A 16,064-nucleotide genomic window follows, 5' to 3' on the forward strand; every position below is an offset into this window, starting at 1 on the left:
GGCGGCCGGCCGATATCGCCGAGCCCGCCTGGCTGGAGTCGCAACGCCTGCTGGCCAGCCAGCTGGGCGAATTTCGCGCCCGGCTGGCGCGGCTCGAGGCCGAGGTGATCCGGCGCCAGGCCAGCCTGGCGGCGACACGGGCGCTGGTGGGCAAGCTCGAACAGACCTTGCCCATCGCGCGCCGGCGGGCGCAGGACCTGAAGGACCTGGCAGAGCGCAGGTTCGTCTCGCACCATGGCTACCTCGAACGGGAACAGGTCCGTATCGAACAAGAAGGCGACCTCGACAACCTGCGCGCTCGCCTGCGCGAGATCGAAGCCAGCCTGCGCGAAGCCGATAGCCAGAAAAGCGAGATCGTGGCGCAGGCCAGGCGCGCCACGCTCGACACCCTGACCCGTGCGCTGCAGCAGCAGGCAAGCCTGGAGCAGGAACTGGCCAAGGCCGAACTGCAGGGCCGGCTGACCGAGTTGCGCGCGCCCGTGGCCGGCACGGTGCAACAACTGGCGATCCATACCGAGTCGGGCGTGGTGACGCCGGCGCAGCCGTTGATGATGATCGTGCCGCGTGACCAGTTGCTGGAGGTCGAGGCGTTCCTAGAGAACAAGGATATCGGCTTCGTCCGGGCCGGCCAGCAGGCCGAAGTCAAGCTCGAGAGCTTTCCCTTTACCAAATTCGGCACCATCGCCGCCACGGTCGGCTCGGTCTCGCACGACGCCATCAGCGACGACAAGCGCGGCCTGGTGTATTCGTCCAGGGTGCAATTGCAACGCCATACGATGCAGGTCGACGGTGTCGCCGTCGCACTCAGCCCCGGCATGGCGGTGGCGGTCGAGATCAAGACCGGCCGGCGGCGGGTGATCGAATACTTCCTGTCGCCCTTGATCGCCTACGCCAATGAAAGCCTGCGCGAACGTTGAAGTCAACGCCGCGGTCGCGCTGGCAACAGGCTGCTTCGCGTCAGGCGCCAACGGCCGAGCGGTCTGCCGGAAGGCTCATACCTCGCTTTGCCAGCCATACCTGAGACACGCCTTGCGATAGGCCAGGCCCGCCAGCGCCACGTCTTCCAGGCCAATGCCGATGCCCTTGTAGATGACGATGTCGTCGGCCTGGCGCTGATACGGCGCGCTACCATCCACCGCCTGCGCCAGCTCCATCACATTGGCCCAGTCGAAGGTGCCGGGTGCGCACTGCAGCAGGTCGCCGGCCTCCTGTTGTGCCTGCGGCTTCCATTCGACGAACAGGGCCGCGGCGCGCCGGACGGCCACATCGTCCAGTTCACGCACGGCCGCCTTGGAGGCGCCCACCGCGGCCACGAAACTGCCTGCACGCAACAGCGCCCCGTCGAACAGGGGCGTGGCCGAGCGGGTTACCGTGACCAGCACGTCCGCACTGCGGGCGGCTTCGTCGATATCGACCGCACGCGCCGGCACGCCCAGGGTACGCGTCAGTTCCGCCGCCAGCTCCTGCTGGCCTGACCTGCCCGCGACCAGGATCTGCTTGAACTTGCGCACCTGCAACAGCGCCGGCACATGCGAACGGGCCTGCACGCCGGTACCGATCACCGACAGCACCTCGGCTTGCGGGCGCGCCAGCGCATCGCAGGCCACCGCCGTGGCCGCCGCGGTGCGCAGGCCGGTCATGGTGTCGCCTTCGATGGTGGCCAGGGGCGCACCGGTCCGGGTCGAAAACAACACGATGACGAACTTGAACTGGCCGTTGATGGTGGTGTAGATCTTGGCCCCGGCAATGCCCGCGCCGGGAATCACCGCCCCCATCATCGCCAGCGCCACGCCATTGGAGGCCGAGGTGCGCACGCGGCCCTGGTGAGCCCCCTGGCCAGCGGCGGCGAAGGCCTCGCGCATGGCGCCGATGGCGTCGGCGGTGGTGATCAGTTCGCTGATCTGCTGGTTGCTGATGAGTTGCATGGTGACTCCTTCGAATAGGTTGAGAATGCTGCGGCCCGGCGCCGGCCCTAGCCCGGTGCGTGCTCGCTCTTGAGGTAGGCCCAGATGCGGTCGATCTCGGGCGAGCTGCCATCGAGCCGTCGATACAGGCGGATATCCATCTCGTCACACCACAGGCCGGCAGCAAGTGCATCGCCATCGTTGGCGGCAACGGCCAGCACCAGCTTGCCTTCGGCCACTTCACGGGCCACCGCGCTGGCCGGCAGCCAGGCGACGCCATGACCTTCGACGGCCATGCTCTTGAGGCCTTCGGCCAGGTCGGTCTCGAAGCGCCGGAACAGGTGTACCCGGCGCGGACTGGTATGCAGGGCTTTCTCGACGATGCGCGACAGCGACGAATAGGGTGAGTAGCTCAGGAAAGGCAAGGGCTCGCCGGGCGTGCCCGGCAAGACATACTTGGGCTGGCCGTTGGGCAACGCCCTGACGTAGGGCCGTAGGGGCTCTTTGCCCAGCGAGAGCATCGCGTAGCGTTCGTTGTCGAGCGCAATGCCTTGCTGGCGATGGTCGTAGCAGATCAGCAGGTCGCAGTTGCGTTCGACCAGCGCCATCACGGCATCATGCACGTTGCCGGCCATCACGGTGGTCGAGATGGCGCCGACCTTGCGTTCGATCTCCGACAACAGGCGCGGATACAGGGTCAGCAACAAGGTATGCGGCATGGCAAAGCGCACCGCTGCCTGCGAACCTGCCAATTGTCCCCGCAGCACCAGCCGCGCCTGCATCGACTGGTTGAGCATCTCGCGCGCAATCGGCACGAACGACTCGCCAGCCGGCGTGAGCGTACAAGGATAGGAAGAGCGGTCGAACAGCTCCGCGCCCAGCCAGGTTTCAAGCGAACGGATGCGGCGGCCGAAAGCGGGCTGCGTGACGTTGCGCAACTTGGCCGAACGGCTGAAGTTGAGGGTCTCCACCACCGACAGGAAGTCCTCGACCCATTTGATTTCCATATTCCCCGCCCCTTTGCGCTGCAGACTCGCCCATGCAAACCCGCCTGCCACTATACAAAACGGCATGGCTCGCCGTCCCATGCCATTTTGGCATGAGCCGCGGGGCGGCAGCGCCATCGGGTTTTCCGGACCGGCGGGAGCAGCGCTTCATGCCGCAAAAGCACGACGGCCCGATGCGCGCTTCGCATCGGGCCGCCATCGGCCTCGGGGGGCCGGCAGGCTATGGCGATATCAGGCGCAGCAATTGCCGCCGGGGCAAGCCTGGCGCGCATCGCGCGCGACCTGGCGGCGGCGACGTACGCGTTGCGAGACGCGATAGACGGCGCGCTGGGTCAGCATCATGCCCAGGGTGCCCATGCTGAACTCGGCGGCGATCAGCAAACCCACCAACGCCGCCATCTGCATGTACAGGCGTGGGTAGATGGAGGTACCGCGCGAAATCAGGTGGGCCAGCATGATCATTCCTCTTTTCTTGTTCTATATGAAACGCATTGCGCGGGCGATCAGGCGCCCGAATAAGTCGACGAGACGCTACCGGCCGATTGCAGGCCGCGGTTGGCCGGCGCCGACGTCAGTACCGGATAGACCGAGTCGACCTGGTTGGCCACGCCTTGTTGCTGGGCGCGGGCCAGTTCGGCCTTGACCGCGGCGCGGCTGGTGGTCGATACGAAAGGCTTGTCGACCGGATAAGGTGCTTCGGCAAACGCCAGCGAGGAAGCGGAAAGGGCCAGGGCGGCGGCGACGATATACTTTGCATTCATGATTTTTCTCCTTCGGGTTGGTTGGGTTCAACGCGGCGTGCCGGGATGTGAGAGGGCACGGGGCGCTACGAGTGGGCATCGTTTCTTGCGTTGCGATGTCGTTCATCGATGACTGCAGTGTAGAGATCGAAGGCCCCGGGAAAAACCCTTGAAAGAAGAATTGAGTGTTCTGCAAAGTGGAACAATCGCTTGTCGCTATCACGTCCATAGCAACAACCGAGGAGCAGCATTGCGCACGCCTGCCGTTTCGTGCAAACAGGGCTAGGCGCCGTCACGGCGGCGTTGCTGGACCAGCACCGAGCGTACCTTGTGCGCCAGTGCTTCGCGCGTGTAGGGCTTGCTGAGCAATTCCACCCCCGGCTCCAGGCGGCCGCCGTGGACGATGGCGTTATCGGTGTAGCCCGATGTGAACAGCACCGCCAGGCGCGGTATGCGTTCGCGCGCCTGGCGCGCCATCTCGGGGCTCTTGAGCCTGCCCGGCATGACCACGTCGGTAAACAGCAAGTCGATGCCGATGCCGCTGTCGATGATGCTCAGGGCCGCCTCGGCGTCGCGCGCCTTGAGCACCCGGTAACCCAATTCGCTCAGCAACTCGACCACGGTGGCGCTGACCTCGTCATCGTCCTCGGCCACCAGGATGGTTTCGTTGCCGCCTTCGGCCGGCGGCATGGGATGGTCGTTGACGATATCCTCGGCCTGCTCGTTGCGCGGCAGGTACAGCTTCACCGTGGTGCCCTGGCCAGGCTCGCTATAGATCGCCACGTGGCCGCCCGATTGCTTGGCGAAGCCGTACACCATCGACAGGCCCAGTCCGGTGCCCTGCCCTTCGGGCTTGGTGGTGAAGAACGGTTCGAATACATGTTCGAGCACCTCGGCCGGGATGCCGCTGCCGGTATCGCTGACGGCCAGCATCACATACTGGCCGGCACGCAACTCGGCGTGCGGCTCGACGTAGGCGTCGTCCAGCCACGCATTGCGCAATTCGATGGTCAGCCGGCCGCCCTGTGTCATCGCGTCGCGTCCGTTGATGGCCAGGTTGAGCAAGGCATTCTCGACCTGGGCCGGATCGGCGAAGGTATTCCACAGGCCGCCGGCGGTGACGATCTCGATCTCGATCGCCTCGCCCAGCGCGCGACGCAGCATGTCATCGATGCCCATCACCAGTCGCGACAGGTTGAGTACCTTGGGTTCCAGCGGCTGGCGTCGGCCAAAGGCCAGCAATTGGCTGGCCAGGCGGGCGCCGCGCGCCACGCCCGCCAGGGCATTGGTGATGCGGCGCCCGGCGCGCGCGTCGGCGCCCAGTTCCCGAGTCAGCAATTGCAGGTTGCCCGAGATCACCTGCAGCAGGTTGTTGAAGTCGTGCGCCACGCCGCCGGTGAGCTTGCCCAGCGCTTCCATCTTCTGGCTGTGGCGCAGCGTCTCCTGCGTGGCCAGCAATTCGCCGGTACGTTCTTCGACCCGTTGCTCGAGGTTGGCGGCCAGCTGCGACAGGGCCGCCTCGGCCACCTTCTGCGCTTCGATATCGGTGTTGCTGCCGATCCAGCGTTCGATCTCGCCGCTGCTGCTGCGCATGGGCACGGCGCGGCCGATATGCCAGCGGTAGGCGCCGTCGTGGCGCAATAGCCGGTATTCGATCTCGAAGCCGGTCCCGCCTGCGATCGCCGCCTGCCAGGCCTGGGCGTGGCGGGCACGATCGTCGGCATGCAGCAGGCGCAGCCAGCCGGCGCCTTGCAGCGGCCCGGCGGCGGCACCGGCGTACTCGTGGACGCGGTCATTGAACCAGTCCAGTTCGCCGCCGGGCGTGGCGGTCCAGACGTGGTTGGGCATGGACTGGGCAAACGAGCGAAAGCGCCATTCGCTTTCGATGATCAACTGCTCGGCCGTCTTGCGCCCCGATATATCGATGAACAAGGCCGCAAAGCTGTCTTCGTCGATGCGTTGGGCGCGCACCTCGAACCAGCGGTTCTCGAGCTCGGGCACCTGGATCTCGAACTGGCCGCGGCGATTGCCGTCGAGCACGGCGCTGTAGATGGCCGTGAGTTCGTCGCGGATGCTGGGCGTGATCTCGCTCATCATGCGACCCTCGGCCCACGCCGTGTCGATGCCGGTCTGCTGCTGGAAGGCCGGATTGAGCGTGACCATGCGGAAATCGGCGATGGCGCCGTTGCCCGCGCGCACGGCCTGGCCGATGAAAAAACCTTCGCGCATCTGCTCGAACAGGTTGCGCCAGCGTTGCTCGCTGTCGCGCAGTGCCTGTTCGGTCTGGCGTCGCTCGGTGATGTCGGCGATCACGCCCACATAGCGGCGGCGACCGCTTTCGGGACTCGATACCACTTCGCCCCGGCGTGCCAGCCAGCGCACTTCACCGGTGTCCGGGTCGACCCGGCGGAACTCGCTGTAGGCCAGCGGATTGCCACGGTCGTCGAGGCGCTTGACGCCAGCCACGCCGACATCGTCCGGATGCAGCAGGCGCAGCAGCAGGGCATCGGTGACTTCGGTACCCGGCGGCAGGTTCCACAGCCGCAGATATTGGTCGGAGACCTCCAGCCGGCCGCTGTCGGGAAACCATTCGAAGGTACCCACGCCGCCGGCGGCCTGGGCAATCGACAGGCGCTGCTCGACGTGTACCCTGGCGGTGGTTTCCTCGAGGATCACCAGCACCCCGCAGGGCACGCCTTGCTCATCCCGCACGGCGCTGTAGTCGAGGCACAGCCAGCTGTCTTCCAGGCCCACGTCACGCTGCAGCATCATGCGCTGGTCGCGGTAGCCCAGCGTGCCGCCGGCCAGCACCACATCGAGCACGTTGCTGTTGAAGTCGGCCACTTCCGGCCAGGCCTGCTGCACCGGCAGCCCCAGTTCGCGCCGGCGCGAATGCCCGGCGGATGCGGCATAGGCATCGTTGAACACCAGGATCCCGGTGCGCCCCCACATCATCACCATGGCGCGGTCCGAAGCCAGCATGATCGAGGTGGCGGTACGCAGGTGGGCCGGCCATTGCGACAGCGGGCCCAGCGGCGTGGCGCTCCAGTCGAATGCGGCAATGGCCGCGCCCATGTGGCCGCCATGGGCCAGGAACGGGAAACGGTCGGAAGAGTCGGGCGCTGTCATCAGTGGGGAGCGATGGCAAAGTGGCAAGCCGGCGCCGGCGACATGCTGTCGCAGCGCAACATGGCAACGCAGCGAGCATAGCACGACAGCAGGTTCCTACGGCATGGGACAGTGCCTGCGCCGCAGGCCGCGTGCAGGCCGCCAATGGCATGGAAAATGCTAGTCCGGACACAGGCCCCGGCTGTGAATCGCGCCGCACCGGCACCACCGCTGCCTGTCACCCGCCACCGGAGAATCGCATGTCCGCTGCACCCTCGACTGCCGCTGCAATCCCTCCCGTCGCGCTCGCCGGCGAGCGCGACGCCACCTTTGCCCGCGTGATCTGGCGCATCGTGCCCTGCGTCACGCTGATCTGGTTCCTGGCCTGGGTCGACCGCGTCAACGTCGGCTTCGCCAAGCTGACGATGATGAGCGACCTGCAATGGTCGGACGCCATCTACGGCGCCGGCGCCGGGATCTTCTTCATCGGCTATTTCCTCTTCGAGGTACCCAGCAACCTGTTGCTGCAAAAGATCGGGGCGCGCAAGACCATCATGCGCATCACCATCGGCTGGGGGGTGATCTGCGTGGCCATGGCCTGGGTCCAGACGCCGGGCCAGTTCTACTTCCTGCGCTTCATGATGGGTGCCTTCGAAGCGGGACTGCAACCGGGCGTGATCCTCTACCTGACCTACTGGCTGCCGGCCCACCGTCGCGGCAAGGCCTTGTCGGTATTCGTCTCGGCCTCGGCCGTTTCGCTGATGGTGGGCAGCCCGCTGGCGGCTTACATCATGGACCTGACCCAGGGCGCGTGGGGCATGAAGGGCTGGCAATGGCTGTTCATCGTCGAGGGCATTCCGTCGGTGGTCATGGGCCTGCTGGCCTGGTTCATCCTGACCGACCTGCCCGCGCGCGCCAAGTGGCTGTCGTCGACCGAAAAGGAACACATCGCCAGCGAACTGGCCGATGAAGAGCGGCGCCTGGGCCCGCGCCAGCATAGCTTCATGGCGTCGCTGGGCAATAGCCGCATCTGGCTGCTCATCGCCGTGTTCTTCTGCATCATCGCCGGCAATGCGACGCTGGTGTTCTACGGACCGAGCCTGGTGCGCGAGGTCGGCTTTACCGACATCAAGACCTTGGGCTGGGTGATGGGCGGCATCTACGCTTGCGGCTGGGCCGGCATGCTGGTCAACGGCTGGCTGTCGGACCGGGCGCAGGAAACCCGGCTGCATACGGCTGCCGCAGCCGCACTGGGCGCCATCGGACTGCTGGCGGCGGCCTGGTTCGTCGGCCAGCGCAATCCGGCCGGCGTGGTGGCGGCATTGGCGGTGTCGTCGGCCGGCACCATGGGCGCGATCCCGATCTTCTGGCAATTGCCCGGCCAGTATCTGTCGGGCAGCGCCATTGCCATCGGACTGGCGGTGATCAATTCGGTGGCCAACCTGGCCGGCTATTTCTCGCCCCAGCTGCTGGGATACCTCAAGAGCACCACCGGCAGCTATACCCGGGGCCTGACCGGCATCGCACTGGTGGAGTTGCTGGCGACGGTGCTGATCCTGGTGTTCATCGCGCGCCCCGTCCGGCCGCGCTGAATCGGCACCGCCGCGCAGCCACCGGGTCATGTCGGGCGTTTGAGGTCCTGCTGGTCCAGCAGCTGTTCGGCATCGCTGCCGCCGCCGGTGCGCAGCGCCGTGCGCCCCTTGCCAGGGTGCGCGCCCAGCTTGTCGGGCTGCACCGGCGGCTCGGGGGTATGGCGATCATCGGGACGGTCGTCCAGGGCGCTATCGGAATGCGGCTTGGTCGGGGTCTGGCTTTTCATGGTGCTCTCCTGGCTGGCTGCGGATGGTCAAGTCCACTGCTGCTGCGCATGTACCCGGCGCGAGGACTCGTCGAACTGTTTCTGGCGCCGTGGTGCGCGGGCTGCCATGGGGGTGGGCTGGTGCGCCAGCGACTTGCCCTGCTGGTCCTGCTGGCCGCGGCTGCTGGCGCGACCCAGCGAGCGACGCAGGCGCTGGCGCACCGGATCGTCGGGATGCTCGCCCATGCGCGCGAATTCCTGTTTCAGGCGCGACAGCTCCTCGTCGCTGACGTCCTCCAGGTCCATCATGTTGTTACGGGCGCCTTTCTGTGCGCGAATCAGTTCGTCGAGCTTGAGTTGGGTCGCTTCGGCGTCGCGGTTCTGCGCGTTCTGGATCAGGAACACCATCAGGAAGGTGACGATGGTGGTGCCGGTATTGATCAGCAGCTGCCAAGTATCGGAATAGTCGAACAGCGGTCCGGTGATGGCCCACACCACGATCACGGCCAGGGCCATGACGAAGGTCCACGACGAGCCCACTGCCTGGGCGCTGCTGATCGAGAATTGATGGAACAGGTCTGAAGTCTTCATGAGCGATGTCTCCGGCGTGGCGCCGGTCCCGCCGGGTCGGCAGGCCATGCGCCTATGATGCGCGCAAGTATCGCTTGGGTCTGGCGGCGGGCGAAGCGGACAACGCCGCAGCACGTTGTAGGAAAACAGCTCGACAGAAGCAACATGGCGACAGCTTGCCGCCGGACAAGCTCAGGCGACGTTCTTGTAGGGCTGGGGACGGCCGGTTTCCTCGGCCACGATCTGCATTTCTTCCACGCGCAGGCGCAGTTCCTGCCATTGATGCGGCGACATCGAGTCGTCCCGTACCGCTTCCTTGTAGCGGCCGCGCGCCAGCACCGCCTCGGCGTCGCGCTCGATGCGCTTCTGCCAGCGCCGTTCGAACACCACATGCACCACCAGCGATGCCATCAGGCAAGCCAGGCACAAACCCAGTCCCACGTATATCGTGTATTGCATGACTGCCTCCATCCGCTCTCCATCGCCGTCGATCTTGTCATCAAGGCAGCATGGTAGCGCCAGCCACGGATGAGCAATATCAGGAAATGTCTGAGTAGACGGCCTGGCAGCGGCTTACGACACGCCGTCCCACACATCGCCGGTCAGCGAGCGCGCCGGCATGACCACCACCTTTTCGTGCACCCCGTGCGCCAGCGGCGCCAGCAGTGCGTCGAGTTCTTCCTGGCCGAACTTGATGCTGGCCAGGTCGTCATGCCCCAGGATGCCCTCGGCCAGCGTCGACTTGCGCGCCTGCAGTTCCAGCAGCCGTTCCTCGATGCTGCCTTCGATCACCAGCTTGTAGACGAACACCTGCCGGGTCTGCCCCAGCCGGTGCGCCCGTGCGATGGCCTGTTGCTCCACCGCCGGGTTCCACCAGGGATCGGCCAGGATCACCGTATCGGCCGCAGTCAGGTTCAGGCCGACGCCGCCGGCCTTGAGACTGACCAGCAGCAGCGGTGCCTGGCACTGCTGGAAGCGGGCGATCACCGCGCCGCGCTGGGCCGGATCGGTCTGGCCGGTCAGCATCAGGTAGGGCAGGCCCAATGCGTTGACCTCCTGCTCGACCACCGCCAGCATCTCGGTGAACTGCGAAAACAGCAGGATGCGGCGTCCTTCGGCGATCAGCCCCGGCAGCATGTCGCGCAGCCACTCGAGCTTGGCACGTTCGATGCCGCGCGGCGTGTCGCTGCCCTTCAACAGGGTGGGATCGCAACAGACCTGGCGCAGCTTGAGCAAGGCGTCCATCACGGTGACCTGGGACGCGCCCAGTCCGCGCCGCAGCAGCGCGCGCCTGACCTGCTTGTCGGCGGCGATGCGCACGCTTTCATACAAGGCGCGCTGGCGGCCCTGCAGTTGCAGGCGTTCGACGATCTCGATGCGGGGTGGCAACTCCTGCAGCACATCCTGCTTGCGCCGGCGCAGGATGAAGGGACGCACCCGCTGCGCCAGCAGCCGTGCGCGCACGGTCTGCCCCTGCTCTTCGATGGGCTTGCGCCAAAGCCGTGAAAAACTGCGGGCGTCGCCCAGGAAACCAGGCATCAAGAAATGGAATTGGGTCCACAGCTCACCCAGGTGATTCTCCAGCGGCGTGCCGGTCATGCAGATCCGGTGTCGCGCCTGCAACTTGCGCGCCGCCGTGGCGCTGCGGCCGGCCGCGTTCTTGACGGTCTGGGCTTCGTCCAGCACCAGCAGGTGCCATGCTTGTGGCGCCAGCGCATGCAGGTCGCGCCACAGCAGCGCATAGGTAGTCAGCACCAGGTCGGCCCGGTCCAGCTGCGCGAACCGCTCGCCGCGCGCATCGCCATGCAGCACCAGCACGCGCAACTGGGGCGCGATGCGCTGCGCCTCCTGCTGCCAGTTGAACAACAGCGAGGTCGGCACCACCACCAGCGCCGGCCGGTCCAGCCGACCCGCCTGTTGCTCCACCAGTATGTGCGCCAGCACCTGGGCCGTCTTGCCCAGTCCCATGTCGTCGGCCAGGATGCCGCACAGTCCCTGCTGGCGCAGGTATTGCAGCCACGCCAGGCCCTGCAGCTGATAGGGACGCAGCGCGATTGCCAGTCCCGGCGGCGCGCCCACCTCGCCCACGGCGCCGGCCTGGCGCAGGCGGCGCGCCAGTTGCAGCACCTCGCCTTCGCCTTGCATGTGCCATGGCGCGCCGCTGTCGAGGGCCAGCAAGGCCGAATGGATGGCATCCAGGCGATGCGCGTCCAGCGCGCTCATCGGCAGAGGGCCGTTCTTGCGGCGGGGGTCGGCCAACAGGTCGAGCATGGCCAGCACCACTGCCTTGAGCGGTCCTGCCATGGCGTCGATGCGCCGCCCGCGCGGTGCCCGCAGCGAGATCACGGCGTGCTCGTCGATCCGTTCCAGGGCGGCGGCGTCGCCCCAGCGCGGGTCGCGACGCAGCAGGTCGGCCACCATGGGCGCCACATCCATGACCTCGCCATCGACCTCGATGCCGATCGACAGCAGCCAGTGGCCGGTCGTATCGCTGCGATCGAAGGCGTCGGCCGTAATGGCCCGGGTCGGCAAGGCGCCGGCCACTTCCTTGGCCAGCACCTCGCCGCTGGCGGTATCGATGACGAAGCGCCAGGCTTGCACCGGTACCGCCTCGTGCGCAAAACCTGGCCGTACCACCAGTTGCCAGCCATGCCGTTGCAGCCGGGGCCCATCGTCGGCCCAGAAGTCGCCGAACGACTCTTCCTGCACCAGGGTCCACAGCGGGCCGGCATCGTGCATCGGATTGGTGGCGCGCCACTGCAGCGCATCTTCGCGCAGCGGCAGCATGCCCATGTCGCGGATCAACTCCAGTGCCGCCGTCTCGGCCACAGGGTCGCGCCGGATGTGGGCCGGGGTATAGCCGACGTCCAGCTCCTGGTCCGGATACCGGGGTGCAGGGGTGCTCCAGCGCTGTGCGCCGCTGCCATAGACCCAGTCGATCTGGGCCACCGTCAACGGCGCGCCGCGCGGACCGAACAAGCCATGGGCGCGCATGCCCAGCAGCCCATCGCCGCGGGTGAGCGTGTGCAGCGTCAGGCGCGGTTGGAAGACCGGGACGTCGGAAGAAGAAGCAGGCATGCGAGAGACCACTGGCACCACAAATGACAAAGCGGCCATTGTAGGCCGCTTTGTCGTCGATGCTCGGCGCCCGGCTATTTAGCGGGGGCAGGCGTGAAGCAGATATCGAACAGCGCAAACGGGATGCGCGCCTCGCCGGTGGCCCAGAGATAGACCGCCCAGCACAATGCGCCGCCCACCGCCAGCAACGCCAATACGATATGCAAGCCGGTGGCGCGGCGCAGGAAAGTCTCGAGGCGGTCGTATAGATAGGTCATGGCGTACGGGCAGGAAAGGACGCGAGCGACCATTGTAGCCAATGCGCCCGGCCGCCGGAATGGGACAAATTGCCGCAGCGGCGCCGACGCAACGCAGAGCGCATTTGCATCTGCGAAATTGTTCGTTCCCGCCGTCCCCGTGCCGCACTACCCTGGGCCTTTTGGATCAGAAACCGGGGAGCCCATGGGCCAGGACAACCAACAGAAACGCCGCCTGCTGCTGCAGGGCCTGGCTGCCGGGGCGCTGGCCGGCGGCGCGCCGCTGGTGCGGGCAGCGCAAGAGAAGGTATTGCGCATCGGTTACCAGAAATTCAACACCCTCAATATCCTCAAGGGCACCGGCCGCCTGGAGCAGGCGCTGGCGCCCAGGGGCTGGCAGGTGAAATGGTTCGAGTTCGCCGCCGGGCCCCAGCTCACCGAGGCGCTCAATGCCCAGGCGATCGACTTCGGGCATGCCGCCGACACGCCCTCGGTATTCGCCAACGCCGCCGGCGTGAACGCGGTCTATCTCGGTGCCGAGCAACCCTACCCCAAGGGCATCGCCATCTTCGTGGCGCAGGATTCGCCGCTCCGCGGCGTCAAGGACCTCAAGGGCAAAAAGGTCGCTACCGGACGCGGCTGGAACGTGCAGTTCCTGCTGTTGAAGGCACTGGAAGAAGTCGGCCTCGGCTACCAGGACATCGAACCGGTCTACGTGACCAATGCAGCCGACGTGCGCGCCGCGTTCCAGTCGGGCAATGTCGACGCCGCCACGCTGTGGGATCCGTTTCTGGCGGGACAGGAACTGAGCACCCGCCCGCGGGTGTTGCGCGACGGCACCGGCCTGTCCAACAATCGGACCTTCCACCTGGCAGTGCCTGGCTTCGTGGACCGCAACCGCGACGTGGTGCGCACCCTCTTTGCCGAACTCAGGCAGGCCAACAACTGGACCCAGGGCCATCCGCAGGAAACCGCCGAGCTGCTGGCACCGCAACTGGGGGTCGACCCCAAGGTGCTGCGGCTGGCCACCGAACGGCGCAACTACACCACAGTCGCCGTCGATGCCGGCATCGTCGCCGAACAGCAGCAGATCGCCGACGCCTTCCTCAAGCTGGGCCTGATCAAGAACGCCGTGCAGGTGCAGGACAAGGTCTATCGCGATGTCTTGCTCTGAGGCATGCCGATGCACCTGGCCGCTTTCCTGATCGCCGGCAACGCCGCCCACAGCCAGGGCCTGTGGCGCCACCCTGCCAGCACCCCGGGCGGCTTCCTGCAGCTCGACTATTACCGTCATGTGGCCCGGACGCTGGAACGCGGTCGCTTCGACCTGCTGTTCTTCGCCGACCGCCTGGCGGTGTCGACCCGCTATGGCGAGCATCATGCCCACGGCATTGCTGTGGGCGACCAGGACGCCACCCGGCTCGATCCGCTGCCGCTGCTGGGCGCGCTGGCGGCGGTGACACGCCATATCGGACTGGGCGCCACGCGTTCGACCACCTACTCGCAGCCCTACAGCCTGGCACGCGAATTCGCCACGCTGGACCACCTGTCGGGCGGGCGTGCCGCCTGGAACGTGGTGACCTCGGTCAACCAGGGCGAGGCCGACAACTTCGGCCTCGAACAGACCCTGCCGCACGATGTGCGCTACGACCGCGCCGACGAATTTCTGGACGTGACCCACAAGCTGTGGCGCAGCTGGCAGGCCGACGCCCTGCTGCTGGCGCCCGACGGCCGTTATGCCGATGCCGCGCGGGTGGCCGCGATCGACCATGCGGGCCCGCATTTCAAGGTCCGCGGCCCGCTGAACATCCCGTCCACGCCGCAGCGCAGCCCGGTGATCATACAGGCCGGATCATCCGATCGCGGCCAGGATTTCGCTGCGCGCTGGGCCGAGGTGGTGTTCAACATCCAGCCCGACCTGGCGCGCATGCAACGCTTCTATGACGACCTCAAGGGACGTGCCCAACGATTCGGTCGGCAGCCGGGCGAGATCAAGGTGCTGTCGGCGGTGATGCCCTTCGTGGCCGGCTCGCGCGCCCATGCCGAGGAACTGCGCGAGCAGTCCAATGCGCTGGCCGACCCGCTGGTGGGCCTGTCGACCCTGTCGAGCCACATGAACGTGGACTTCTCGGCCCATGCGCTGGACGCACCGCTGGCCGACATGCAGGTCAGCGGGATCCAGGGGCTGTTCAAGTTGCTGCAGGAAGTCTCGAGCCAACGCCAGCTGACCCTGGCCGACGCCGGCCGCCTGTATGCGCAGGGGGTGCTGGTGCCACAGGTCGCCGGCACCGCCGGTGACATCGCCGACTGGCTCGAGCACATCGTGGCCGAGCGCGGCGCCGACGGCTTCGTGATCACGCCGGCCCACCTGCCGCGCGGTTTCGATGACTTCGTCGCGCACGTGGTGCCGGAGCTGCAAAGACGCGGCAGCCTGCGCCGCCAGTACAGCGGCCGGCATTTGCGGCAGCACCTGTCGCGGCCAGCCTGAGCGCGGGCCTGCAGCCCGGACCTGGCGGCCTGTCAGGGAACCGGGCTGCACGGACGCCATCGACGCCGCCGATCTGCGCTAAGATCGGCGCACGACCAACCACCGCCCCGCCCCATGCCCACCGCACTACTCATCATCGACGTCCAGCAAGCGCTGTGCGTCGGCCCCACGGCCGTGGCCGATGCCGCCCGCATCATTGGCAACATCAATGACCTGGCGCGACGCGCCCGCGCCGCCGGCGCACCGGTGATCGTGGTGCAGCACGAGGACGGCGCCAGCCTGGCGCACGGCAGCGCCGGCTGGCAACTGGCCGCAGGACTAGCGGCAGGCCAGGGTGATACGCTGCTGCGCAAGCGGGGTTCGGATGCGTTTCACCAGACCGACCTGCAATCGATGCTCAAGACGCGCCATGTGTCGCAGCTGGTGGTGTGCGGCATGCAGACCGAATTCTGCGTGGAATCGACCGTGCGCCGTGCGCTGGCGCTGGGCTATCCGGTGACGCTGGCCGCCGATGGCCACACCACCGCCGACAATGCGGTGCTGGCCGCAGCGCAGATCGTGGCCCACCACCACGCCACGCTGGCCAACCTGGGCGCCTATGGAGTACGCGCCGGCATCATGGCCGGTGCCGATATCGGGTTCTAGCCGGCGCTAGAAACGCTGCGGGCTGAACGGCGCCAGGTCGATCTCGGGCGCCTTACCCGCCAGCAGTTGCGCCACGATGCGCCCGGTGCGCGCCGAACAGCCCAGGCCGATGTGACCGTGGCCATAGGCATGCACGATGTCGCCACTGGCGCTGGCCGGGCCGATGCAAGGCATGCCGTCGGGTGTGCTGGGACGACGTCCCAGCCAGAACTTCACCTGCGGCGCCGGCAGGTCGCGCGGCAAACCCGGGAACAGCTTCAATGCGATGTCGCGCATGATGTGCGCGCGGCGCCAATCGGGGGCCGCCTCGAATGACGCGAACTCGACCTGGCCGGCGATGCGCAAGCCGGTGTCCATCTGCGTGGCGATGACCTTGAATTCGGACACCATCATCGGTGTGCGCGCCGTGCTTGGCAGCGAATCGCCGGCAATGCTGGCGTGATAGCCGCGTTCGCTCTCCAGCCGCACGCGGTCACCGGCGGCCGCCGCC

At 66.9% G+C, this 16,064-nt stretch carries 16 protein-coding genes; 5 read left to right on the forward strand and 11 right to left on the reverse strand.

Translation table 11 applies throughout. The annotated features are described in order from the left end of the window. Positions 1-917, forward strand: a 917-nt coding sequence (locus PMI40_RS06790) for an HlyD family type I secretion periplasmic adaptor subunit (RefSeq protein WP_008113498.1), incomplete at its 5' end; no start/stop codon positions are given. Positions 918-992: 75 nt separating this feature from the next. Here the strand turns inward: PMI40_RS06790 and PMI40_RS06795 are convergent. The 5 genes from PMI40_RS06795 to PMI40_RS22885 all read right to left on the reverse strand — a co-directional run bounded on the left by PMI40_RS06795 (position 993) and on the right by PMI40_RS22885 (position 6,780). Beyond that, positions 993-1,925 carry an ornithine cyclodeaminase family protein gene (locus PMI40_RS06795; protein WP_008113501.1) on the reverse strand — a complete coding sequence of 311 codons (933 nt, stop codon included), beginning with the start codon at positions 1,923-1,925 and terminating at the stop codon, positions 993-995. 47 nt (positions 1,926-1,972) lie between these two features. Next, positions 1,973-2,911, reverse strand: a complete 939-nt coding sequence (locus PMI40_RS06800; RefSeq protein WP_040501755.1) for a LysR family transcriptional regulator — start codon at positions 2,909-2,911, stop codon at positions 1,973-1,975. Between the two features lie 231 nt (positions 2,912-3,142). After that, complete coding sequence (locus PMI40_RS06805) at positions 3,143-3,367, reverse strand: hypothetical protein (protein WP_008113505.1); 225 nt, start codon at positions 3,365-3,367, stop codon at positions 3,143-3,145. A 47-nt stretch (positions 3,368-3,414) separates the two neighbouring features. Then, positions 3,415-3,672: a DUF4148 domain-containing protein gene (locus tag PMI40_RS06810; protein ID WP_008113507.1), complete on the reverse strand. Its 258-nt coding sequence runs from the start codon at positions 3,670-3,672 to the stop codon at positions 3,415-3,417. A 261-nt stretch (positions 3,673-3,933) separates the two neighbouring features. Next, positions 3,934-6,780 carry a PAS domain-containing sensor histidine kinase gene (locus PMI40_RS22885; protein WP_008113510.1) on the reverse strand — a complete coding sequence of 949 codons (2,847 nt, stop codon included), beginning with the start codon at positions 6,778-6,780 and terminating at the stop codon, positions 3,934-3,936. 239 nt (positions 6,781-7,019) lie between these two features. On the opposite strand from PMI40_RS22885, the gene PMI40_RS06820 reads away from it, so the two are divergent. Further along, complete coding sequence (locus tag PMI40_RS06820; protein WP_008113512.1) at positions 7,020-8,351, forward strand: MFS transporter; 1,332 nt, start codon at positions 7,020-7,022, stop codon at positions 8,349-8,351. Between the two features lie 26 nt (positions 8,352-8,377). On the opposite strand, the gene PMI40_RS06825 is transcribed toward PMI40_RS06820, so the two are convergent. The 5 genes from PMI40_RS06825 to PMI40_RS06845 all read right to left on the reverse strand — a co-directional run bounded on the left by PMI40_RS06825 (position 8,378) and on the right by PMI40_RS06845 (position 12,462). Beyond that, complete coding sequence (locus tag PMI40_RS06825; RefSeq protein WP_008113514.1) at positions 8,378-8,578, reverse strand: hypothetical protein; 201 nt, start codon at positions 8,576-8,578, stop codon at positions 8,378-8,380. Positions 8,579-8,605: 27 nt separating this feature from the next. Beyond that, positions 8,606-9,148 carry a low affinity iron permease family protein gene (locus PMI40_RS06830; RefSeq protein WP_008113517.1) on the reverse strand — a complete coding sequence of 181 codons (543 nt, stop codon included), beginning with the start codon at positions 9,146-9,148 and terminating at the stop codon, positions 8,606-8,608. A 171-nt stretch (positions 9,149-9,319) separates the two neighbouring features. Beyond that, complete coding sequence (locus PMI40_RS06835; protein WP_008113518.1) at positions 9,320-9,586, reverse strand: hypothetical protein; 267 nt, start codon at positions 9,584-9,586, stop codon at positions 9,320-9,322. A gap of 114 nt (positions 9,587-9,700) precedes the next feature. Next, complete coding sequence (locus PMI40_RS06840; RefSeq protein WP_238540910.1) at positions 9,701-12,205, reverse strand: DEAD/DEAH box helicase; 2,505 nt, start codon at positions 12,203-12,205, stop codon at positions 9,701-9,703. A gap of 74 nt (positions 12,206-12,279) precedes the next feature. After that, positions 12,280-12,462, reverse strand: a complete 183-nt coding sequence (locus PMI40_RS06845) for a hypothetical protein (protein WP_008113520.1) — start codon at positions 12,460-12,462, stop codon at positions 12,280-12,282. A 184-nt stretch (positions 12,463-12,646) separates the two neighbouring features. Here PMI40_RS06845 and PMI40_RS06850 point away from each other — a divergent pair, with 184 nt between their 5' ends. From PMI40_RS06850 to PMI40_RS06860, 3 genes are all read left to right on the forward strand, one after another. Further along, positions 12,647-13,615, forward strand: a complete 969-nt coding sequence (locus PMI40_RS06850) for an aliphatic sulfonate ABC transporter substrate-binding protein (RefSeq protein WP_008113521.1) — start codon at positions 12,647-12,649, stop codon at positions 13,613-13,615. Positions 13,616-13,618: 3 nt separating this feature from the next. Next, entirely contained in the window at positions 13,619-14,929 is a 1,311-nt protein-coding gene (locus tag PMI40_RS06855; protein ID WP_040501757.1) for an LLM class flavin-dependent oxidoreductase, read from the forward strand. Positions 14,930-15,043: 114 nt separating this feature from the next. After that, on the forward strand, positions 15,044-15,574 hold the full coding sequence (locus PMI40_RS06860; RefSeq protein ID WP_008113523.1) for a cysteine hydrolase family protein: 531 nt from the start codon (positions 15,044-15,046) through the stop codon (positions 15,572-15,574). A 6-nt stretch (positions 15,575-15,580) separates the two neighbouring features. Here PMI40_RS06860 and PMI40_RS06865 read toward each other — a convergent pair. Next, the coding region (locus PMI40_RS06865; protein ID WP_008113524.1) for an FAD-binding oxidoreductase at positions 15,581-16,064 on the reverse strand (484 nt) is incomplete at its 5' end.

It is taken from the genome of Herbaspirillum sp. YR522 (genome assembly GCF_000282575.1).
Lineage (GTDB): Bacteria > Pseudomonadota > Gammaproteobacteria > Burkholderiales > Burkholderiaceae_D > Herbaspirillum.